Source organism: Exiguobacterium sp. 9-2, from assembly GCF_036287235.1.
Lineage (GTDB): Bacteria > Bacillota > Bacilli > Exiguobacteriales > Exiguobacteriaceae > Exiguobacterium_A.
In genome coordinates this window covers 1,465,106-1,485,541 of sequence record NZ_CP142850.1, presented here as the reverse complement: position 1 = coordinate 1,485,541, position 20,436 = coordinate 1,465,106, and the positions used below count along the sequence as shown (strand labels likewise).

Annotated in this window: 24 protein-coding genes; 12 read left to right on the top strand and 12 right to left on the bottom strand. The window is 46.3% G+C overall.

The genetic code is table 11. From position 1 onward, the window contains the following. Positions 1–390 precede the first annotated feature (390 nt). The gene (locus VJ374_RS07785; RefSeq protein WP_290754664.1) at positions 391–966 is read left to right on the top strand and encodes a hypothetical protein; all 576 of its coding nucleotides are present in this window, start codon (positions 391–393) and stop codon (positions 964–966) included. A gap of 105 nt (positions 967–1,071) precedes the next feature. Here the strand turns inward: VJ374_RS07785 and VJ374_RS07780 are convergent, their stop codons facing one another. From VJ374_RS07780 to VJ374_RS07770, 3 genes are read right to left on the bottom strand one after another with little or no spacing between them, the layout of a single operon-like run. Next, complete coding sequence (locus tag VJ374_RS07780) at positions 1,072–2,031, bottom strand: FecCD family ABC transporter permease (protein WP_442899608.1); 960 nt, start codon at positions 2,029–2,031, stop codon at positions 1,072–1,074. Between the two features lie 5 nt (positions 2,032–2,036). Beyond that, positions 2,037–3,020 (bottom strand): FecCD family ABC transporter permease, encoded by a 984-nt coding sequence (locus tag VJ374_RS07775; protein WP_290773181.1) that lies wholly within the window; start codon positions 3,018–3,020, stop codon positions 2,037–2,039. Between the two features lie 58 nt (positions 3,021–3,078). Further along, positions 3,079–3,999: an ABC transporter substrate-binding protein gene (locus tag VJ374_RS07770; RefSeq protein WP_329470941.1), complete on the bottom strand. Its 921-nt coding sequence runs from the start codon at positions 3,997–3,999 to the stop codon at positions 3,079–3,081. A 183-nt stretch (positions 4,000–4,182) separates the two neighbouring features. On the opposite strand from VJ374_RS07770, the gene VJ374_RS07765 reads away from it, so the two are divergent. Beyond that, positions 4,183–4,926 carry an arylamine N-acetyltransferase family protein gene (locus VJ374_RS07765; protein ID WP_329470939.1) on the top strand — a complete coding sequence of 248 codons (744 nt, stop codon included), beginning with the start codon at positions 4,183–4,185 and terminating at the stop codon, positions 4,924–4,926. Between the two features lie 5 nt (positions 4,927–4,931). Further along, positions 4,932–5,402: an NUDIX hydrolase gene (locus tag VJ374_RS07760; RefSeq protein WP_329470938.1), complete on the top strand. Its 471-nt coding sequence runs from the start codon at positions 4,932–4,934 to the stop codon at positions 5,400–5,402. Between the two features lie 44 nt (positions 5,403–5,446). Here the strand turns inward: VJ374_RS07760 and VJ374_RS07755 are convergent, their stop codons facing one another. From VJ374_RS07755 to VJ374_RS07745, 3 genes are read right to left on the bottom strand one after another with little or no spacing between them, the layout of a single operon-like run. After that, a complete protein-coding gene (locus VJ374_RS07755) occupies positions 5,447–6,151 on the bottom strand; it encodes a DUF554 domain-containing protein (protein WP_035408116.1) in 705 nt (234 codons plus the stop codon). A gap of 16 nt (positions 6,152–6,167) precedes the next feature. Beyond that, a complete protein-coding gene (locus tag VJ374_RS07750) occupies positions 6,168–7,100 on the bottom strand; it encodes a DMT family transporter (RefSeq protein ID WP_329470937.1) in 933 nt (310 codons plus the stop codon). Further along, complete coding sequence (locus VJ374_RS07745) at positions 7,100–7,765, bottom strand: GntR family transcriptional regulator (RefSeq protein WP_056061233.1); 666 nt, start codon at positions 7,763–7,765, stop codon at positions 7,100–7,102. Before VJ374_RS07745 ends, VJ374_RS07750 begins: the two co-directional genes overlap by 1 nt. A gap of 141 nt (positions 7,766–7,906) precedes the next feature. On the opposite strand from VJ374_RS07745, the gene VJ374_RS07740 reads away from it, so the two are divergent. The 6 genes from VJ374_RS07740 (at position 7,907) to VJ374_RS07715 (ending at position 12,067) form a co-directional block, all read left to right on the top strand. Continuing rightward, positions 7,907–8,230: a PadR family transcriptional regulator gene (locus VJ374_RS07740; protein ID WP_056061231.1), complete on the top strand. Its 324-nt coding sequence runs from the start codon at positions 7,907–7,909 to the stop codon at positions 8,228–8,230. A 1-nt stretch (position 8,231) separates the two neighbouring features. Further along, positions 8,232–8,990, top strand: coding sequence for a hypothetical protein (locus VJ374_RS07735; protein WP_329470933.1), 759 nt, complete (start codon positions 8,232–8,234; stop codon positions 8,988–8,990). A gap of 122 nt (positions 8,991–9,112) precedes the next feature. Further along, on the top strand, positions 9,113–9,526 hold the full coding sequence (locus VJ374_RS07730; RefSeq protein ID WP_035408123.1) for an SRPBCC family protein: 414 nt from the start codon (positions 9,113–9,115) through the stop codon (positions 9,524–9,526). Positions 9,527–9,721: 195 nt separating this feature from the next. Continuing rightward, positions 9,722–9,856, top strand: a complete 135-nt coding sequence (locus tag VJ374_RS07725) for a DUF2164 family protein (protein ID WP_308102102.1) — start codon at positions 9,722–9,724, stop codon at positions 9,854–9,856. 713 nt (positions 9,857–10,569) lie between these two features. Further along, entirely contained in the window at positions 10,570–11,475 is a 906-nt protein-coding gene (locus VJ374_RS07720; protein ID WP_329470931.1) for a helix-turn-helix transcriptional regulator, read from the top strand. A 76-nt stretch (positions 11,476–11,551) separates the two neighbouring features. Next, positions 11,552–12,067 carry a DinB family protein gene (locus VJ374_RS07715; RefSeq protein WP_308101494.1) on the top strand — a complete coding sequence of 172 codons (516 nt, stop codon included), beginning with the start codon at positions 11,552–11,554 and terminating at the stop codon, positions 12,065–12,067. Between the two features lie 91 nt (positions 12,068–12,158). Here VJ374_RS07715 and VJ374_RS07710 read toward each other — a convergent pair whose 3' ends face one another. Both VJ374_RS07710 and VJ374_RS07705 read right to left on the bottom strand, forming a co-directional pair. Beyond that, the gene (locus tag VJ374_RS07710; RefSeq protein ID WP_329470929.1) at positions 12,159–12,722 is read right to left on the bottom strand and encodes a GNAT family N-acetyltransferase; all 564 of its coding nucleotides are present in this window, start codon (positions 12,720–12,722) and stop codon (positions 12,159–12,161) included. A gap of 15 nt (positions 12,723–12,737) precedes the next feature. After that, positions 12,738–13,973 carry an MDR family MFS transporter gene (locus VJ374_RS07705; RefSeq protein ID WP_329470928.1) on the bottom strand — a complete coding sequence of 412 codons (1,236 nt, stop codon included), beginning with the start codon at positions 13,971–13,973 and terminating at the stop codon, positions 12,738–12,740. A 102-nt stretch (positions 13,974–14,075) separates the two neighbouring features. On the opposite strand from VJ374_RS07705, the gene VJ374_RS07700 reads away from it, so the two are divergent. Next, positions 14,076–15,707 carry an ABC transporter substrate-binding protein gene (locus VJ374_RS07700; protein ID WP_329470926.1) on the top strand — a complete coding sequence of 544 codons (1,632 nt, stop codon included), beginning with the start codon at positions 14,076–14,078 and terminating at the stop codon, positions 15,705–15,707. 139 nt (positions 15,708–15,846) lie between these two features. Next, complete coding sequence (locus VJ374_RS07695; RefSeq protein ID WP_329470924.1) at positions 15,847–16,986, top strand: globin domain-containing protein; 1,140 nt, start codon at positions 15,847–15,849, stop codon at positions 16,984–16,986. A 49-nt stretch (positions 16,987–17,035) separates the two neighbouring features. Here VJ374_RS07695 and VJ374_RS07690 read toward each other — a convergent pair whose 3' ends face one another. The 4 genes from VJ374_RS07690 to VJ374_RS07675 form a co-directional block, all read right to left on the bottom strand. Continuing rightward, on the bottom strand, positions 17,036–17,776 hold the full coding sequence (locus VJ374_RS07690; protein WP_035408136.1) for a sugar nucleotide-binding protein: 741 nt from the start codon (positions 17,774–17,776) through the stop codon (positions 17,036–17,038). Between the two features lie 23 nt (positions 17,777–17,799). Further along, positions 17,800–18,192 (bottom strand): hypothetical protein, encoded by a 393-nt coding sequence (locus VJ374_RS07685; RefSeq protein ID WP_329470922.1) that lies wholly within the window; start codon positions 18,190–18,192, stop codon positions 17,800–17,802. A 75-nt stretch (positions 18,193–18,267) separates the two neighbouring features. Then, the gene (locus VJ374_RS07680) at positions 18,268–18,438 is read right to left on the bottom strand and encodes a hypothetical protein (protein WP_329470919.1); all 171 of its coding nucleotides are present in this window, start codon (positions 18,436–18,438) and stop codon (positions 18,268–18,270) included. Between the two features lie 286 nt (positions 18,439–18,724). Further along, on the bottom strand, positions 18,725–19,924 hold the full coding sequence (locus VJ374_RS07675; RefSeq protein WP_329470918.1) for an MFS transporter: 1,200 nt from the start codon (positions 19,922–19,924) through the stop codon (positions 18,725–18,727). Positions 19,925–20,099: 175 nt separating this feature from the next. On the opposite strand from VJ374_RS07675, the gene VJ374_RS07670 reads away from it, so the two are divergent. Continuing rightward, on the top strand, positions 20,100–20,417 hold the full coding sequence (locus VJ374_RS07670; protein WP_023468204.1) for a hypothetical protein: 318 nt from the start codon (positions 20,100–20,102) through the stop codon (positions 20,415–20,417). The last annotated feature ends 19 nt before the right edge of the window (positions 20,418–20,436 follow it).

The window sequence follows — 20,436 nt, the reverse complement described above, 5'->3', positions numbered from 1 at the left end:
GGAAACAGCATACTTTTCCGCGTTTACCTTCTTTGAATAACAGATAAAAGGTGTTCCTCCCGTTTCACTTTTCCAATCATATCAAAACATATGGTACCGTTCTGCAACAGGATCTTGTTCCGTAATGACCGCAAAGTAATTTTGATAGTAATAGCCTTGTTTGTATAGTTCGTGTCTAAGAGCACCTTTAGGCGTAGCATCCGTAAACAGAATAGGTGATAGTACCGGCATGAGTAATACAATGAGGGCTATAACTCCTAAAAATAGTGCCAAAAATTTCTTTTTCCTTTTTTTCTTAAAATTCGATTTACTCATTTTTATACCCTTTCCTTTTTTGGTTTTTTTTGTTATATAATAACATGAATCAAACAATAGAAAGAGGTCGCGATCGTGAAAAAAACTATTTTTTCATCCCTCACTTTAGGTGTCATCCTATATGCTGGTTTCTTATGGAGTAATGCGATTGCCGATTCTAATGTTGCACAAGAAAAATCTAAGAGTAGCATCACAGAGGAACAAGCTTTCGATTTTTTCACTACAGTGCTTGAGCAACAAAAAGCAGATTTCTTGAACAATACTCCATTAGCGCATACTAACCTTTCAAAGTTATCTGAAGGGGACGAGGCTGTATTGATTTTTCTATCCACTACGGAAGTCGATAAAATTCAGCTGAATTCATTCAAATACAACATTTCTGATGTTAAAGTCTATTCAGAGAATCAAAAAAATTATGCTGAAGCGTATGTCACACGAACTTTTAACTTCGGAAAAAGTGGTCTTGAAACGGGTTTAGGTGATCAATTGGTACTTGAAATTCCATCACATGTAGACGATCAAAGCACATCGGTTTCTTCGAGTAAATTAACCATTGAATCGAATCCAAACGCTAATAACGTTTCAGTTGATGAATTTTTAGAAAAGTATAAAGAGGAAGTAGAAAAATCAAACCAACTTGAAGCCAAATAAATATAGAAAGATGTCGCCATGATTCGTCAAGTGCGTACTTCTTTCCTTTCATAAAAATGGAGTCCTTCGCGTAAGCGCTAGGACTCCATTTTGGTAGATCGAACATCATGCCGTCCGTTCTCTCCGTAAAAGATACAGGAAATACGGCACACCGATGATCGCTGTGATCAATCCGGCTGGTACTTCAAGTGGTGGATGTATCCCTCGACCGAGTGCATCCGCGACGACGAGTAACCCTCCGCCGAGCAACAGCGCCATCGGCAACACAGCAAGATGCTTATGACCAACGAGACGCCGTGCCATATGTGGCGCAATCAGTCCGATGAAACCAATCGCACCGACCGTCGCGACGGCAACACCAGCTAGAATGACCGCGAGCGCCAAGAAGATGTGCCGCGTCCGCTGAATTGGTAATCCGAGACCGATACTGACTTCTTCACTGAGTGATAAGACATCGAGTTGACGATGGCGATAGAAGATGATTGCACCAATCACGACGAGCACGGGCGCTAAGATCATCACTTCCTGCCACCCTTTCCCGAACAGACTCCCAGCGAGCCAGACGAGTGAATCGTTTGTCTGAAGTGGAAACTTGATCAACAAGTATTCCGTCCCTGAAGCACAAATCGCACTGACCGCGATACCAAGTAACGCAAACGAACTGCGGGATACATTCCCACCCCGCTCAAGCATCATCAATGCCAGCATGACGAGTGCTGCTCCGATGAAAGCAGCGATTGGTGTTAACAAGAGCGGACCATCCGGCACGAGGGCAATCGTTAAGACGGCGAACAGTGACGCACCATTCGTCACACCGATCACGTCAGGCGAAATCAATGGATTACGGATGACACTTTGTAAGATGACTCCGGCAAGTGAGAAACTCGCACCTGCTAAGAAAGCAAGGACAGTTCGCGGCAGACGGTAATTTTGGACGATGAAGGCATTCTTTCCACCAAAGAACGACTGCCATAGTTCCGATAACGATAACTGAATCGAGCCGACCGACAGTAAGGCAAAACTCGCGAAGAACACGAGCACCGCAACAATCAAAATCCGACGCATGTCTTTCATCGTAATCCCCCTTTCATCTGACGACGTGCCAGAACAAGGAAGAATGGTGCACCGAGCAATGACGTCACGATGCCGACCGGTGACTCATACGGATAGGCGATGAACCGCGCGAGGACATCGGCATACGTCAGCAGAAGTCCACCGATGACGGCAGCGACCGGCAGAACGATCCGGTAATCTTCCCCGACGAGGCGCCGCGTGATGTGCGGAACCATTAATCCAATGAAACCGATCGCTCCGGCGACGGCAACGGTGACGCCTGCGAGTAAGACGACACTGATGCCGGCAAGCAAACGGATTCGCGTCACTTTTTGCCCGAGACCGACCGCGACGTCTTGCCCCAGTTGGAAGACAGCGAGCGATTTCGCGAGACTCGCCGCAAGAAGCAAACCAGCAATCGACCATGGGAGGACGATCCGTAGTTCAAGCCAGCTCGCGTCACTGAGCGAACCGGACAACCAGTACAAGACGTTCGTGATCCGGTCGTTAAAGAGAATCAAGCCTTTCGTCAGCGACGTTAACAAGAGATGAATCGCCATCCCGACGAGGGCAAGTTTTAATGCTGTCATCCCGCGAACGGAGGCGAACGAAAAGACAAGCACTCCACCGACTAAGGCACCGGCAAAGGCGAAGTAGATCAAATTTGCCGTTCCGAGCGACGGAAAGACGAGCAGGCTTAAGACGACGAGAAATGACGCACCGGCATTGACACCAAAGACTTGCGGTGAAGCGAGCGGATTTCGTGTCACGGCTTGCATGATTGCCCCTGCAACGGCAAGATTCGCTCCGAGCAACAATCCGAGTAAGAGCCGCGGTAAGCGCAGATTTGTCAGGACGAGCCCTGCTTTTGATGTCGTGCCACTGATCCACTCCTGGACTAAGTGAATCGGATTCATCTGTGTGATGCCAAAGAACAGGCTACTATAAACCGCCAAGCAACCGAGTAATATGAGTACAAAAATCAGACGTTTCCGCTGCACCGGATGGTTCCCCTTTCATCAAGACGAAAAGCCAGATTGCTCCGGCTTTTGTCGTTCATTATTTCTGTTGTAACAATTGAATCGCTTCGTCAACGATCTGTTCTGCAGCGTCAAGTCCTCGATAGCGTGTCCAAAGGTCACGATTGACTTCATAAACTTCTTTGTTCTTAACCGCTGTGATCTGATTCCAGAGCGGGTTGTTTTTCCACTCCTTCAGCAGTTTCGGATCGGCTTCCGCCATGAAGATGACGTCCGGATCCCATTTGACCATCTGCTCTAACGTAATCGTAACGGTAGGTTCCGCTGTTTTCGTAACAGCGTTCTCGATACCGATCTTCTCGAGTAATTCACCATCAAACGACGTCTCACCATGTGCCGTCAGTGAATCGGCGCGGAAGACACCAACCATCACTTTTCGATTGTCGTTTGGATCCACCTTTTTCTTCGCTGCATTCAATCGTTCTTCATGCAGGGCAAGTCGGTCATCCATCTGTTTAGTTTTCCCGACTGCTTCAGCAATCGTCTTGAACGATTCGATGTTCTCTTCGTACGTCGCATTCCGACTCTTCAAGATGATCGTCGGTGCGATTTTTTGCAGTTGCTTGTAGATTCCTTTATGTCGGTTGAAGTCGCCGATGATTAAATCCGGCTGCAAGGAACTGATTACTTCAAGATTCGGTTGTTGACGTGTACCGACTTCCGTGAACGCGATGTCTTTTCCGAGTAATCCGGAGACATCGGTCTTATTTTCTTGTGCGATTCCGACTGGTGTAATCCCAAGTTCGTCTAACGCATCAACGAATGAGTATTCAAGTGCGACAATCTTCTTCGGGTGCTCCGGCACTTTCGTTTTTCCTGCCTCATGCGTAATCGTCCGCGTCTTTTCGTTTGTTTGTTCTGCTTGACCTGAACAGGCCGCAAGCATCAAACTGCTCAACACGAGGAGCGTCAACGCTGTCATCCAAGTTTTCCGTCTCATGATGAGACCTCCTTTAGTTCGTGATTCGACATTGAGAATCATTCTTAATTAATCCTGTTTCAGCATATCAAAGATTCCCATCGAACAAAAGGGTTATCCTTATTTTCAGATAATATATGCTCAAATTCACATTTTCTGAAGCAATATGGGATAATCAGGTAGTATATAAAGGAGGGATTACAGATGGATTGGATGAAAGACTTGGAACAACGGCTCGGATTTCCGCTTGAGACGATCACGTTTGATCAGTTACCTCGCTTACTCGAAGCCTTTGCCTACCAGTTACCGTTTGAGAATACGACTGTGCTCGAGAAACGAATCCGTCCGTTTAACGACGAGCGCTTCATTGAAACGTTTCTGACGGAGCGACGTGGTGGTGTCTGTTATGACTTGAACGGACTGCTGCATCGTGTCCTACAAGAACTGAATTGTCCCGTTCGCCTCGTACAAGCGACCGTCTATGATCAGAAATCAGCAGCCTGGTCAGCGACGGGACCGACACACGTTGCAATCATTTGGAATGAGACACACCTACTTGATACCGGCTTCGGCGTCAATTTACCGCTCGTTCCGGTTCCGTTGAATGGGGAGACCGTTCATTCCGCTAGCGGCAGTTACCGGATCATCAATAATGACACACTTGAGATGAAGCGAACGGGACAAGCGGAGTTTGTGACCGGTTACAAGTTCGACCGAGAGACATCTATTAATACAGATGACTTATCGAAAATGGAACAGATCATCCAGCAGAGCGAAGCTTCACCGTTCAACAAAGGTCGTCTCATCGCAAAGCGGACTCCAAGCGGTCAAAAGACGTTGACCGAGCGGACGTTACGAATCGAAGACACGACGACGACCGAATTGCCGGTCGCAGGTCCCGCTCAATTCGAGATGCTGTATCAGTCTCACTTTTTAGGACAGGAGTAATGAACATGGATCGATATACGCTTTGTTTAATTCGCCACGCGGATAGTTTTTTACTCGTCAACCGCCAAAAACGTCCGGCGATGGGCATGTGGAATGGTGTCGGTGGCAAGATCGAACCGGGCGAGACACCGGAAGCTGCCGTGATCCGCGAGACGTTCGAAGAGACGGGCATCACGCTCAACAAAGTGACAGCAAAAGGAATCGTCCGTCTACACGGGGAAGAGACATCTGGTATGTATCTCTATCTCGCTGAGTTAACAGAGTGCCCGTTTGCGACACCAGTCATGACGGTCGAAGGAATTCTTGATTGGAAAACACTCGACTGGATTGTAAACGATGAAAACATGGGTATCATCAGCAATCTCCGGCACTACTTACCGGTCGCTTTGTCAACGGATCAACCGTTGTTGCATGACTTTTATTACGATGGACATACAATTACTGCTTACGAGACACACGAATTGATCGAGACATAAACAGAAAATCCCCACTCGTCCGTTATCGGACAAGTGGGGATTTTTCATGAGAACAGATGGAGACCGGTGACGATAACTGCGACGATGACGATACCCGGTAACAAGTTCGCAACACGAATCTTCGTGATGCCAGCGAGATTAAGACCGATTGCCGCAATCATCACCCCACCAGTCGCTGTCATCTCAAGAATAAATTCCTGCAGTGCGGCGTCGGGAATGAATTTCGTGATCGCAACGGCACTTAATGCAATCGCCCCTTGATAGAGAAAGACGGGAATCGCTGAGAACATGACACCGATCCCGAGCGTTGAACTAAGGACGAGTGCCGTAAAACCGTCAATCAATCCTTTCGTATAAAGGACGTCGTGATCCTGGCGTAGTCCACCGTCGAGGGCTCCTAACACACCCATCGCGCCAATGACGAAAATTAACGTCGCTGTCACGAATCCTTCCGCGATGTTCGACGGACGACCGCGACTGATCTTACGTTCGAGCCACGCTCCCATCCGGTCGAGTTTCTCATCGAGCCGGAACCACTCGCCGATTGCACCACCGAGAACAAGACTACCGATGACGATCAAGAAGTTCGTGCTTTTCATCCCCATCTGCATTCCGAGCACGACGACAGCAAGTCCAATCGCCTGCAGGACGGTCTCCTTCATTCGTTCCGGAATCCGGTGGAACATTAATCCAAGCAACGTCCCGATGATGATCAGGACGGTATTGACGAGTGTACCTGTTAAAACCATCTGACAGCCTACTTTCTCAATTGATTTTTCGTTTAGCGGAACGAACGACGGTTCGCTCTGCCTGATTCAAACTATGCAACGTCATCCCGAGCATGACGAGGATGATCCCGAGTGTTGCGAGTCCCGTTGGTAGTGCCGCGTGAAGGAAAAGAATCTCACCGAGAACAGTAAAGACGATCTCGAACGATTGCGTTGCTTCAATCGCTGCTAACCGAACCGGATCTGTCCGAACGAGCGACGTCGCGTAGAAGAAAAGCGACGTTGCGATGACGCCGGAGAACAACGCGACGAATCCGGACTGGGTCACTTGATTGACACTCGGCAAGCCGACCTGTATGTAGGCAATCACAGAAAGAACGATCCAAAACGGTAGACTGGCAAGTGTCATTCCGAGAATCCGTTCAAACACATCGAGCTCGTTCCCATAGCGTTCCATCATCTTCCGGTTCCCGAGTGGATAGGCAATTGCCGCGACGAGGACCGGTAAGGCACCGAACAACAGTGACTGTAGCGATAGGCTTTCCGCGACCGATAGTTGCATGACGACGACCCCGAGGACAATCAGGACGGAATACTTCAGTGCTGACCACGGGATCCGTTGGTTGAACAAGGGGGCAAGCAACGGTCCCGCTAAAATCGTCAACTGCCATGTCCCGGCAATCAACCAGCCTGGTGCGTAGTCAGCAGCAAAACAGATGCTGCCGTAGAACAGTCCGAAGCCGATCGTTCCATACAGTAACCAAAAGCCGATATCGGCTCGAAGCGCCTGGAAGACGCGCCCGATCCCCCGTCGCATCATGACGATGACGATAAAGAACGGCAACATCAGGAAAAAGCGGAGCGACGCACTATAAATCCAGTGACCGCCTGCCCCTTGCATCGATTGATTCAAGATGAAGGTGACGGCAAAAAACATTGCCGCTAAAATTCCATAAATGATCGGTCGCATCAGCTCTCCTCCTTTAGTGTCGAGACGAGTAGACGCCCGAGCCCGTTCCAATTATGCTCCGTCGCCTGGACGAGCTGCTCGACATCCTGTTGTTGACATGCATCTAAAATCGTTGCATGATCGGCAATCGACTGGCGTCCGAGACGATCAAACTGAGCATATTCGAGCCGGCGGATCAACGGGGTCAACCGACGGATTGTCTCTCGTAGTTGATCGTTTTGACTGCGCTGCACGAAGACATCGTGAAAGGCATCGTCAAGTGCTAGTGCCGCCTCTGTATCCTGCTGATCAATTGCCGTCGTGAATTGTTGATGAATCGACTTTAGACTCGTTAGATCGTCATCCGTCAGCATTGGTCCTGCTAAACGCGCCGCTAACCCATGCAGTGTCGCAATGATTGGATAGGTTTGCTGTGCCTGTTCGGCATCGAGTTCCGTCACGATCGTCCGTGAACCCCGTTTTGCTAAAATCAATCCCTCCTCTTCGAGTCGTTTCAAGGCTTCGCGGACCGGTGTCCGACTGACACCGAACGCTTCCGCGAGTGCTTGATCGTTCACCTTTTCTCCTGGGGCAAGACGTAAGGTGATGATGTGGTGTTGCAAGCGTCGATACACTTCCTCACTTAAAGGAAGTCGTGCAATGGCTAAATCATTTGTAGGTTTCATACAAGTAATATATTACATATCAATTCATCGCGAAAGCACCATCCTAAAATTCATTGGATTTATTTTACTCACTACCTTGCAATACAAAATAGCATAGCGTATCATTACCTTGTAATACCAAGTAGCGAAAGGAAGATGCGGATGTCATCGACGCAAATGTTAAAAGGAATTCTCGACGGTTGCTTACTCGCACTGATTGCGGAAGAAGAGATTTATGGCTATGAACTGGCGACGAAACTGAAAGCGTACGGATTCGCCGACATCAGTGAGGGAACGATCTATCCTCTATTGATTCGGATGCAAAAACTGGACTGGATCGAAGCAACCTCTCGCGTCTCCCCGTCCGGTCCAAAACGAAAGTATTATTCGATCACGACGAGCGGTGTTGAAGAACTCGCCGCTTTCAAACAAAGATGGCATCACCTTTCAACGAGTGTCGAAAGCATTTTAAAGGAGGACGAATGAGATGACCCTATCGACGGAATCAACACGATTTTTGGAAGACTTAAAGGTATACCTACTTGCTTCGGGTAAAAATGAATTGGCGACGAACGAGATTGTCAAAGAACTCGAAGATCACCTGATCGAAGCGGAAGCAGACGGAAAATCCGTTCGCGCGATCACGGGTGATAGTCCCGCCGATTACATCCAATCGATTTCTAAAGAGATGGCATTTGATCCAAAAGAAGCGTTTTGGATCGTCTTGCAAGTTTTTCTCGGCGCATCCAGTTTTCTCTATCTTCAAAACCTCTTGAATGGTACAACGACGTTCAGTATCTTGCTCGTTGGCGGTTTCCTGTTGATTAGTGCCGTTTACCTGACCACCTTGGCGTTTCTCTTCCGTCAAGATGCTTTACGTGATGGAGCGCGCCCTCTTATCATGCGTTACGGCATTCATGGTAGTATTCATTTTCTGTTAATCATCGGACTATTGATCGTCAACGGACTTGTCGATTCACCAAAGATCACGTTATCCCCAAGCGTCAGCTGGATGATTGGTGCCCTATTGATTCTCTGGATTCTCGTCACGGCATGGAAGACGAAGACATGGATTTTGCCGAGTGCATTGCTCGTCTATTTTGTTCCCCAAATCATTCTCCGTTCTGTATTTGATTGGTCGGAATTGACCTCTGTACTCGTCGGATATGCTGTTGCTGCCATTACAATGACAGTCGCTTTTATTCGCGAATCTAAACAAGATCAGTCAAACGTCTCAAAGCACTGAAGCAACGATTTGGTTCTGATACTTAAAATGACCTCAGCGCTAAGATCATTTTTGTATATCATTGAGAAAAAATTGAGGATAGAATTAGAATATATTAAAAAAAAAATAGGTGGTTGTAAACGATGAATCAATCTGTGAAAGATATTCAACATTCCATTAAGATCAACAATCCCATTGAACAGGTATGGGCGAATGTCTCGACGGCTCGCTCTTTATCTAAATGGTTTATGCCAAACGACCTTGTCGCACAAACAGGATGTGTGTTTCATATTCAATCTCCTTTTGGTCCATCTCCTTGCACGGTATTAAACGTACAACCAGAAAGAGAATTATCGTTTAGTTGGGATGAAGATGGATGGATCGTGACCTTCTCCCTAACTCCATTGAACGACCTTACCCTTTTCACTGTGACACACAGCGGATGGAAAAACGCTGATGACCTTGTGCCGAAAGCAAATCAGCCACAAGGTCGTGTCCGTAACTTTATGGACCAAGGTTGGGATGGGATGCTTCAGAAATTGAAAGCAACATTTTAAAGGAAGGCATGTACATTTTTTTACGACAAAATATAGACTGTGATTTTAAAATACATTCTCTTGTAGTTTTTTTTAGATCATTCAGAGATCAACAAAGATAAAGGGAGTGTCGTTATGTTCAATCGATTTAGTAAAGAACAATAACAAATTATCCAGTCTATTTAAGATTTTTTCTTAGAAGAGCGCAACGAAGAGCTGTCTGAGTTCGCCGCAGAACGTGTTTTTGATTTCATCAAAGAGTCAGTTGCTATTCACTTTTATAATATTGGAATTCAAGACGCTCATGCGGCTGTGTTAAGTCATTCGCGTCACTCGACGATGAATTGTTAACGCTCAAGCGTCCCGTATCTCCATAATATATTTTTAGCAGAGATCTCTTGTCATCCTCTACAAAAAAGTATGCGCCGGCGCATACTTTTTTTGCTCTTTAGCGTTCACTTTCAACTATGTTTCATTAAAATGTATCTCATTATTTTTTTATCGAACCATCCATTGTTCATTTTATAGGATGACGGATCATTTCAGTCGAATGTATTGAATCATTTTGTAAATAAAGTATAAAACGACTATAAAAATAAAGACGTTTCCTAGCATACTTATGGCTGCAACCTGATTCATTTTTTCCCACTCTCCTTCTTATTTAGATAAGGACTTTATTTGAATTGAACCGAATTTTAACATACTTCCTTTTCCATACGTAACCCTTGATTTTACATTTTTATGATTCATAAGTAATTTTCATTTTTTTGGTGTTAGCTTCCCGACTTCAAAGTGGTAGCTGTCTTATCGCCGAATAAATTCTTAAAGAAATAGGTCAAAATTACATATTGAATTAGATTCACAACTCAAACATATCTAATAAGATAAGGAAAACCACAAAAAGTATGCGCGATGCATACTTTTTTCTTTGGATTTTGATTCAATTCATTACGAAGTACTTTTTAATCTCTCCATAGAACGAACAAATCAATTATACTAAACGTAATTATTTGTATGGAATGACGGTTCACACTATAGTCGTGCTTAATACAAAGGAGAATTTTTTGAAACTCGAACGATTACTGACTATCATATTTAAGTTACTGAATCGCTCTACGATCTCGGCCGCTCAATTAGCTAGTGAATTAAATGTCTCTCAGAGAACGATTTATCGAGATATCGAAACCATTAGTGCAGCTGGAATTCCCGTTACTTCTTATCATGGAACTAATGGAGGTTTCGGTATTATTGAGAATTATAAATGGGATAAGACCTTTTTAAATGCGTCTTCTATGGTCGATGTTCTATCTTTAATGAAAAGTTTATCAGCGCAATTACATGATCAAGATTTAAAAAATACGCTAGAACGGCTATCGATTCTTACGACAGAAGAACAAAATAACCATTTACACATTGATTTAGCTGATCAATCCATTGAGCCTACTTTCTTAATTGATCTTCAAAAGAGTATCAAAGAATCAAAAAGAGTTCTGTTTCAATACATCAGTGCTCAAAAGGAACAGACCATTCGAGAAGTAGATCCTATTTTTCTACGATATAAATTTCGTACATGGTACCTTTATGCTTATTGTTATTTAAGAAATGATTACCGCGAATTCAAAGTGTCACATATGCTCAACCTTCAAAGACTTTCAACATCTATTCAGGATAACCATCCCATTCCTGGAGACAGAGCTGTCGTGAAGCCCGCACGGGAAAGTATCACGTTAAGAGTTCATCCTGAATCCATTCATGTAGTCTTAAACCATTTTCAGCATCAATCGATGGTTTTTGAAGAAGATGGTAGTGTTACGATGACTTTATTGTTACCTTCACCTTTACATGCGGAATGGTTAATCAACATTTTATTAAGCTTCAGATCAGGTGTAGTTGTTATTCATCCCTTTTACTTACAAGACATATTAAGAAATGAAGCCAAAAAAATAGTTAATCTATATGAGGATATATGACACTCAGATGTCATATATCCTTTTTTATAATGAACGTAGTTAGACAGTTCTTACTACAATTAAAGGAGCGATTTGGATGAATGCCGGAAAAACGATGTATGAATATCACAACTGGGCGATGCAGTTGATGTTAGATCATATGGATGCATTACCTGAAAATCTATTAAATAAAGAGGTGAAAAGCTCTTATCCGACAATTGCTAAAACGCTTAGTCATATTCTTGCAGTTGATACTATGTGGATTCATGTTTTAGAAAAAGTAGAATTTCAACAAGCGCTACAAGATGCGATGAGTCAATTACCATTAACTGATGCATATACAATTGAAGAATTCAAAACAGCATTCAAAAATATAGCATCAAAGTATCAACTATTTATAAATCAGAAATCAAATCTTACTATGGCGATACATGTGGATAATCCTTGGTCTGGTCCACGGGAAACGACTTTTGAAGAAATTCTTTTACATGTAGCCAATCACGGTACGTATCACCTAGGGAACATTACTACCATGTTAAGGCAACAAAATGAATCCTCATTGATGATGGATTATTCTCTTTTTTGGTACGAAGATATGAAAGTCAAGCCATAACAGAATGTGTTCGTTTTTATGTCTATTCAGAAATCACTATATAAAATAAGATGGCGTGCACCGGTGCACGCCATCTTATTTTATCTATTTATCAATTCCCTTGTATTGCTTCATACCGCTCACGCGTCCAGTTGTAGACATGGCTCGTCACGGTCCGTCCGTCAATTCGCTCTAATACGAATGGTCGGTCAAGAACAGGTGTAAAACCGAGTTTCTCAACGACACGGCGTGACTGGTCATTAAAATCAAAGTGACCACACCAAACGACATCGATCGGCAGTTCCCGGAAGATGAAATCAATCATTGCTTCAACGATTTCCGGCATCCGCCCTTCTCCCCAGTAGTTAGGCGCGAGGACATAGCCGATCTCGACTTGACGGTCATGGGTGATTGAATCGTCCGGCCGACGATTAAAGTGAAATCCGAAGCTCCCGATGACTGCCCCCGTCTCCTTATCGGTCACGGCATACTCGCCGGGCGACGCTTGAAATATCCCGATCACTTCGCGGCTTTCGCCAAGCGACGCATGCGGTGCCCAGCCTGCCTTCGGTCCGACATTCGGATCCTTCGCGTAAGCGTAAAGTGCTGCTGCATCGTCTTCTTGCCAACGACGCAACACGTGCCGTGGTGTTTCTATCGTATCTGGTAAGTGCATCTGTATTCCCCCTTATTATGATACGTTTCGCTGTCGTTCGACCGATTCCTTCACGAACAGACTTGTATAGACTAAACCAAAGCCCGTCAAAAGAATCAATCCGAGGTAAACACTCATCATCGACGGGATTAAAAATGTCCCAACTAAAATCGTCGACCGAGAAAGCAAATCAGCTCCTGCGAATGACGTTCCGGCGAAGGCTGAGTACGCCCCGCGTTGATCCGCCGGCATCATGTTCGCTTTTTGTGTGTTTAAGACCGGGGAGTAGAGCAACTCGCCGATCGTTGCAATGAAGATAAAAAGCATCAGTGCCGTCATACTGTTGGCACTCGTCACGACAACGTAACCGATCGTGTACAGCATCAGACCTGCAGCGAGCGTCCGGCGCGGAGAAAGACGCTTCGCAAGCCGCTGGACGACGAACGTCAACGTGACGACGAGCAACGTATTTTCGATGTTGATGATACTCATCATCCGAACCCCGTTGATCGACCACCCGGCAAACGATAGTGGTTCAAACGAATCAGCGAGGCGGACGGCGACGTAACTCCCCATCGAAAACTCAGCCGCTAAGATACACATCGAACCAAAGACGACCTTAACGAACGGACGGTCCCGCCAAGCGAGTTGATAGCTTGTAAAGATATCCGTGATGACACCACGTAGTTTCTGACGTTGCCACGTTCGCGGTGTGTCGTCGAGAAACAGGTAGTACGCGATCGGTAAAACGGACGACGTAAAGCTCAAGATCCAAAACAACAGCAATTGATTGCTGACGTAGAGCCAGCCCCCGAGCGCTGTTCCGATGGCGATCGAGAGATTGACCAACCAGTAGTCGAGCGCATAGACCGCTTGGCGGTTCTCCTTCGTCGTCGCATCGATGATGATCGCCCCCATTGCCGGACGACCAAGATTACTCGTCACCGAGAAGACGGCGTAAATGACCATGAACAACAGCATCCAGTCGAGCGTCAACGAGATCGCCATCGTGATGAACGTCAACGCCGTGAGCGCAGATGTCGTGACGAGTAGGCGTTTACGAGAGAAGCGGTCGGCGAGATATCCGCCGAGTAGATTGGTGATGAAGCTGACGAAGACCATCGCGATCAAAAACGCACCGGCGATGACTTCGTTGAATGCCTTGACGAACAAGAGAGCCATGAACGGCATGATCGAAAACGAGACAGCGCGGTTGAAAAACGATGTGATGAGACGTACTTTAATTGGTTTCGGTATTTCTTTCCATTTCATATTGTCACCTTCCATTCTCTACCTGTATCATAAACAAGACAATACATAAGAAAAATGGACGTCATATAAAAAAGATGTCCCCTTTTAAGGAGGAGAAGTACGATGGATGCTTATCTTTTTATGTTATGGAAGACTTGCCGAAATGGACATTATCCGATCACGACACTCGCGGAAGCGATCCATTTAAGTCCTAAACAAACGAAACGATATCTTAATAAATGGCAGGAAGACGGCTGGATGAATTACACGAGTGGTCGCGGACGGGGCAACTTAAGTGAACTCGTCTGGTTACGCCACGTCGAACGGGAGTATGCGAAACGGATGCTCGAGCGGATCGACCGTGATTCGATCGAATCAGTGACGGAAGAACTGTCGTGGGACTGGTCACCGGCCCAAGCAGGACGCTTCATGCGCCAACTCGAGCGAAAGTTCGGCTATACGCAAACGACATCGGACGCCTTGCTGATTCCTCGGAAACGCAACTTCTTGACGACACACCCGTTAGAAGCAGCTGACATTCATAGTGCTCACCTCGTCCAAAACGTCTTCAACCGTTTGTTTACGATTGACGTCGACGGCAACATCCAAGGCGAACTGGCACATCACTATGCCTGGAATGGTCCGATGCTCAGTCTCTTCTTACGTAAGGACGTCCGCTTTCATGATGGTTCCCTCCTGTCGAGTAAGGAAGTGACGAAGAGTCTCCGTGCTCTGATCAACTATCCGGCTTATGCCTCTTCTTATCGGCACGTCAAACATATCGTCTCAAACGGTCCGTACCGGGTCGATCTCACACTCGATCAGCGCAGGAGTTCGATTTTGCCGCAGCTCGCCTCGATACATACGAGCATCATCAAAGATGGCATTGGAACGGGACCATTTCAACTCACGCAACATGACGATAAGAAAACCGTTCTGACGGCATTTCCGAATTACTTTGGCATCCGCGCCCTGCTCGACCGAATTGAGTTCATCCAGATGCCGGAGCAATATGACCCGGTCTACCGGACATCAGCATCTGACTCCAGTCCGATTGATACGATCGCGACGCAGTCCGGATTTGGTCTCGTCTTTCTCCATCCACGCGCCGGTGGTCCGTTTGAATCAAAAGCAGCGCGACATTATATCCACCGGCTCATCACGGAAGTCCGTGATGGCATTCATGACTTCCATGAACGGACACAACCGAACGACTCTGGTTTTCTTGAGTCCTATAGTCCATCGTATACCGTCCCGGACGGTCCTGCTGTTTTGTTCACGCAACCGATCCGGATCAAGTTGACTGATTTTACGGACAAAATAACACGTTGGCTCTGTCAGCGATTTGATCAGGACGGGATTCCGTATGAGTTCGTCGAAGTCGGATTCGAAGAGAGTATTACGGATTTTCATGTCTACGATACGATCGATCTCGCCATTCATGCCGAAGTGTTCGAGCGGAATGTCCAGTACGCCTTCTATCAGTTCATGACGAATACTTTTTCACCACCGATCCGGCTATTTCAGCAGATGCCCGAGATGCTGACATGGATTGAACAATACGATACAACACCGTTCGAAGACTGGCTTCCGATTCATCAAGCAATCGAACGCTACTTGATTAACGAATCGTATTTCATCCCGTTCTATCACGATACACGACTAATTCCGTATCCGATCGAGCTGCAAAATATCACAATTGATTCATTCGGTTATTTTGATTTCTCAAAGCTCTGGATATCCAATCAATCGTGACGAATCCTTGTCGATATTTTGACTTGCTTGTGACAAAACGCACGAAGTTCTTTAATCTAGTATTTTAAATGTTGTATTAATGACGAGGCTACGAAATACTAAGACTGTGTTCATTACTTAGTGAAAAGGAAGTGGTCTTATGTTATCAACCTCTACCATTCAAATCGTTCAATCAACCGTCCCGGTCCTTGCATCGCATGGCGCCGCAATTACGAAAGTCTTTTATCAACGTTTATTTCAAGCTCATCCAGAACTCAAACATGTCTTCAATCAATCGAATCAACGGAGTGACCGACAATCGCAAGCACTCGCTACAGCCGTTTATGCCGCTGCTGCTCACATCGATCGACTCGAGACGTTAAAACCAGTCTTATTACCAGTGCTGCATAAACACCGGAGTCTACAAATCAAGCCGGAGATGTATCCACTCGTCGGTCAAGAATTACTCGGAGCGATGCAAGACGTCTTAGGGGAAGCCGCAACGCCTGCAATCCTGCAAGCGTGGGGTGAAGCGTACGGGGAGATTGCCGATTTGTTCATCACACTCGAAGCCGAACTATACACGCAGGACGAACAGGCGAAAGACTTTTCCGGTTATCAGTCCGTCAAGATTTCGGATATCCAGGAACAAGCAGACGGCATCCGCTCGCTGACTTTCAAAACGGACAATCCGCTCCCTGATTATCGAGCAGGGCAATACATCACGATACGGATTCAAGATAGCGACGGCTTATGGCACAATCGTCAGTACAGTCTGACGACGGCATCAAACACGACGACTTATACGATTGGTGTCAAACGAGAAGGCATCGTCTCGAACTACTTACATGCAGCTCGAATCGGTGACACGGTGTTAATCAGTGCGCCAGCTGGGGCCTTCACGCTTGATGCATCAGGTGAACCCGTCGTTCTGATTGCTGGTGGAATCGGCATCACACCGATGCTTGCGATGGCAGACGAATCTTTAGCTGCTGGTCGACAGGTAACGTTACATCACGCCGTCCAAGACGAACGCAATCGTCCATTTAACGAGCAACTTGCCTTGCTTGAGCAGCGTGGCGCACGCGTCATTCGCTACGCAGAGCATCAGGCGACGGATCAAGTAGGTCGCCTGCCGAAAGACGTTATCGCAGGCATCACGGATCCGACATACGTCTGTGGGCCGGAAGCGATGATTCAATACGTCATTAAACACTTCACGGCGTCTTCGGACAAACTGCATTACGAAATCTTTGGACCGGCACTCGCTTTTGCCGCGGAAACGCCAGTCACGCAGTAAAAAACATCCCGCTCTCTTTGATACACGTCAAGGAGAGCGGGATGTTTGATTAGAGTGGCAATCGTTCTGACAACGAACGGACCAAAACGACATCTGTCGCCATCCGGTTATCCCGGCGCGGTTCATCGACTGGTTCAATCGTCCAGTTTTTCGCGTGGAGTGTATTTAAGGCATGTGCTAAATCGTACATCGAATAACGATCGTTTCCGTTCAACTGATAAAGCCCCGCTTCGCGTTCAAGTAAAATCGTAACGAGCGCTTCTGCTGTATCTTCAAGCAACGAACTCGACGGATACCAGTTTCGACTTGCTTGAATGACACCGTGTTGCTTCATCTCGTTCGTGAAGAAGTCGACCATGTTGTTCGAACCTGCCTCCGTCCCGATCTGCCAGCCGATTCGGACGATTTTTGCTTGAGGATCAATTGCTTGAATCGCTTGCTCGCAAGCAATCTTATAGGCACCATACTCATCGGTCGCATCCGGTACAGCGTCCTTTTCAATCGGTGCTGGTACGTCGTCCGAAAAAACAGATACTGTACTCGTGAAAAAGAACGGAATCTGATATTCCTGGCACAAACGGACGAGCGCTTCCGTCCAACTGACGGACCCCATCCCAATATGTAGGAAATAATCCGGTCGTTCCGTTTCTAAAAACGTCCGCATCTGAGACTCGTCAGTCGTTGAGACTTTCGTCCGATCCCACGCGACTGTCTCGATATCGTGCTTTGCTAAGACGTCCGCAACGACAGGCGCTACCGTACCATTCATGCCTGTAATAATCGCTTTCATGATGATCCATCCTCTCTTGTCATCTACTCATTTTGATTGATGTCTAAACTTTGAATCGCTCGACCTATCGCTGGTAACGAATAAGCGAGATCGATCCATGTATTCAGTACCTCTTCATAGTATAATCCATCGTTTCGCATGACTTCCTCAGTGTTATGACGATCCTCCTCAAAATCTAAGACAAGACTCATCAAATCATAGTGATTGCTTGAAAAATCGTTTACTTCCCAATACAGATATTCTTCTTCTTTGACGGCAGGCAACTGCCTCATTTCGGTCTGGAATTGTTCACTCGCTTCACCATATCGATTTCGTGTCTCGTCAATCGAGGAAGGATACACTTGAAAAGGGGTTTCGTCATATAAATGCTTCTGGTAAAACCATTCCCAAATGATCTGCCAATTTTGTCTCAGCATGAAAAAATACTCATAGTTTGTATCCCAGTGACTCCAGACAAAATCAAACGAGCGAAACATGGTTTTGTCAGCCGTTCAGGCACGAAATACTACCTTATCCGGTAAACGCTCTTTCAGTAATTCGTGTTCTAAAAAGTTTTCGTTGCTACGTATGTAAAATTGCTCGATTGTTTCTCTTCTTTGTTCGACGATCCAATAAAAGAAGATATCCAATTGATCGATTTGTAGCGGACTCATTTTCTTCATGTTGTTCATTCCCCATAATCAAGACATCATACTCACTTCACTAAAAAAAGAACCTGAACAAGGTGTTCAAGTTCTTGTTACTTTCATCCTAATTTTACTCCGAAACACCTTCCGTTGCCATTCGGCGCCACAGTACATTCAAGAAGACCGTCATCCCACTGATCGGAATCAAAAACAATAATGCCGTGATCCATAAACTCTCCATCGACTCCACTCCTCATCGTTCATTTCTATCTCTAGTGTACATAAGCGCGAAACCGCTTACCTCCACCTCAAGGCGGATATTTCATCCGACCTTGTCCTGTCGTGCCTCGGTAAAGGAAACGTTACGATGAATGAGTAACCAGATAGCTGTCAACACGAGACCACTTAAGGAAAACAGTAGGAAAACAAACGAGATGTTAAAGAGCGACGTCAAGTACGATGATAATCCGTAACAGAGTGCAGAACACGCCGTTGATGCTGCGACCATCGCTGTTCGAACCCGTCCGAGCAAGTGCGCAGGCGTCGAGCGTTGTAACAAGGTCGCAAACGGAATCCCGAACAATGTCAGCGCCATGCCGAGTAAAACGAATCCGCCAATCGCAAGGGGCACGGACGACATATAAGCAACGATTGCAATCGCGAGTCCTTGCAGCACGACTGCGATCCGAAACAGCTTATCCTGTCTGATCGAGACGACCCACTTCCCGTAAAGGAGCGACATCGTGATCCCCCCGATCACCGTCGCTAGCTCAAGTGCGGAAAATGTTTGGGCATTCCCCGATAAGACGTTCTTGGCATATGGCGCAAGTAAGGTATTCATCGGTGTGATCATCCAGTTCGCAAGGATCGCACAACCAAGGATCCATTTTAAGCGACCGTCACGCGCGACGTAATGAACCCCTTCGAGCAACGCTTCGCGGTACGATCCGACACGCGCTCCTTCTGCGACTTGTCCCGTCATGTGTCGGACGAGTAACCAAGCAACGAGATGCAGTCCTAGATCGAGCCACAAGATACTCGCAATCGAGAAGTGGGCAATCATCATCCCACCAAGTAAGAATCCACTTAACGTCCCGATCCGTTCGATTGTTGCGAGATAAGCATTCGCTTGCGGCAATTGGTCATCTTCGACTAAATCAACGACCCACGTGAAGACAGCATTACCGCCGACGATTTGTAAGATCGTCTGAACGACGAGCAAGCCGAGTAACCACGGTAAGACGACGTCTGTCAGACCGATTCCCACTAACGTAATACCAAGCGCTAGCAAGCGAATGAGTAAGGACGTTTGATACAACGATGCGCTGACGAAACGGTCAATCCACGGTCCAACGAACGTTGAGACGAGAAAACGAATCAAAAACACACCTGTTGCAAGCAAGGCGACACCTGAAGCACTAATCTGTTCCGCGCTCAACCAGTAAATCGCAATATAAACAAAACTCGTCCCGACAGTCGATAACAAATCGGAGACATACATAAAACGAAACGCACGTGACATGATGCTTTATTCCTTTCCTAAAACGACTTCTTGTTCATCTTACAATTTTTCTCAATTGCTGCCCATTCTTTTTTCGTCATCACATCGTCATCGTCTGTTAAGGCATTCTTACCCGTCTGTAACAGAGCCGACATGTTCATTCGCTATACTAAAACGCATAGGGAGGTGAAGATCCATGAAAACGCAAACGCGTTATGACTATGAAACCGAACAGGAACAGGTCGACGTCCCGTCTGAGGCACGTCTAGGCTACTACTTTCTTTTGATTGTCCTGCCGCTTGGTCTCGCGCATCTTGTCCAGTCGCTTGCTCCTTCGCCGGATCAACACCACTCGTCCGTATTGACGGGTTTGACGTTCTTATCCATCGTCTTTTTCATGTACTTAGGTAACCGAGCTGCTGGAAATGCCAAAACGACCTTTTTCGGATACTCGATGTTCTTGAGTATCAGTCTGTTCGCGACGCTGTTTCTACCAACGGTGCCGATCATTTGAGCATAAGCAAACGAGCACA

Coding starts and splice junctions, on each gene's coding strand:
- VJ374_RS07730 (WP_035408123.1), top strand. CDS start 9,113: ATGAATCAATCTGTGAAAGATATTCAACATTCCATTAAGATCAACAAT.
- VJ374_RS07705 (WP_329470928.1), bottom strand. CDS start 13,973: ATGAAATGGAAAGAAATACCGAAACCAATTAAAGTACGTCTCATCACA.
- VJ374_RS07675 (WP_329470918.1), bottom strand. CDS start 19,924: ATGTCACGTGCGTTTCGTTTTATGTATGTCTCCGATTTGTTATCGACT.
- VJ374_RS07710 (WP_329470929.1), bottom strand. CDS start 12,722: ATGCACTTACCAGATACGATAGAAACACCACGGCACGTGTTGCGTCGT.
- VJ374_RS07690 (WP_035408136.1), bottom strand. CDS start 17,776: ATGAAAGCGATTATTACAGGCATGAATGGTACGGTAGCGCCTGTCGTT.
- VJ374_RS07760 (WP_329470938.1), top strand. CDS start 4,932: ATGGATCGATATACGCTTTGTTTAATTCGCCACGCGGATAGTTTTTTA.
- VJ374_RS07765 (WP_329470939.1), top strand. CDS start 4,183: ATGGATTGGATGAAAGACTTGGAACAACGGCTCGGATTTCCGCTTGAG.
- VJ374_RS07750 (WP_329470937.1), bottom strand. CDS start 7,100: ATGCGACCGATCATTTATGGAATTTTAGCGGCAATGTTTTTTGCCGTC.
- VJ374_RS07670 (WP_023468204.1), top strand. CDS start 20,100: ATGAAAACGCAAACGCGTTATGACTATGAAACCGAACAGGAACAGGTC.
- VJ374_RS07740 (WP_056061231.1), top strand. CDS start 7,907: ATGTCATCGACGCAAATGTTAAAAGGAATTCTCGACGGTTGCTTACTC.
- VJ374_RS07685 (WP_329470922.1), bottom strand. CDS start 18,192: ATGCTGAGACAAAATTGGCAGATCATTTGGGAATGGTTTTACCAGAAG.
- VJ374_RS07715 (WP_308101494.1), top strand. CDS start 11,552: ATGAATGCCGGAAAAACGATGTATGAATATCACAACTGGGCGATGCAG.
- VJ374_RS07770 (WP_329470941.1), bottom strand. CDS start 3,999: ATGAGACGGAAAACTTGGATGACAGCGTTGACGCTCCTCGTGTTGAGC.
- VJ374_RS07755 (WP_035408116.1), bottom strand. CDS start 6,151: ATGGTTTTAACAGGTACACTCGTCAATACCGTCCTGATCATCATCGGG.
- VJ374_RS07700 (WP_329470926.1), top strand. CDS start 14,076: ATGGATGCTTATCTTTTTATGTTATGGAAGACTTGCCGAAATGGACAT.
- VJ374_RS07695 (WP_329470924.1), top strand. CDS start 15,847: ATGTTATCAACCTCTACCATTCAAATCGTTCAATCAACCGTCCCGGTC.
- VJ374_RS07780 (WP_442899608.1), bottom strand. CDS start 2,031: ATGCGTCGGATTTTGATTGTTGCGGTGCTCGTGTTCTTCGCGAGTTTT.
- VJ374_RS07735 (WP_329470933.1), top strand. CDS start 8,232: ATGACCCTATCGACGGAATCAACACGATTTTTGGAAGACTTAAAGGTA.
- VJ374_RS07745 (WP_056061233.1), bottom strand. CDS start 7,765: ATGAAACCTACAAATGATTTAGCCATTGCACGACTTCCTTTAAGTGAG.
- VJ374_RS07680 (WP_329470919.1), bottom strand. CDS start 18,438: ATGAAGAAAATGAGTCCGCTACAAATCGATCAATTGGATATCTTCTTT.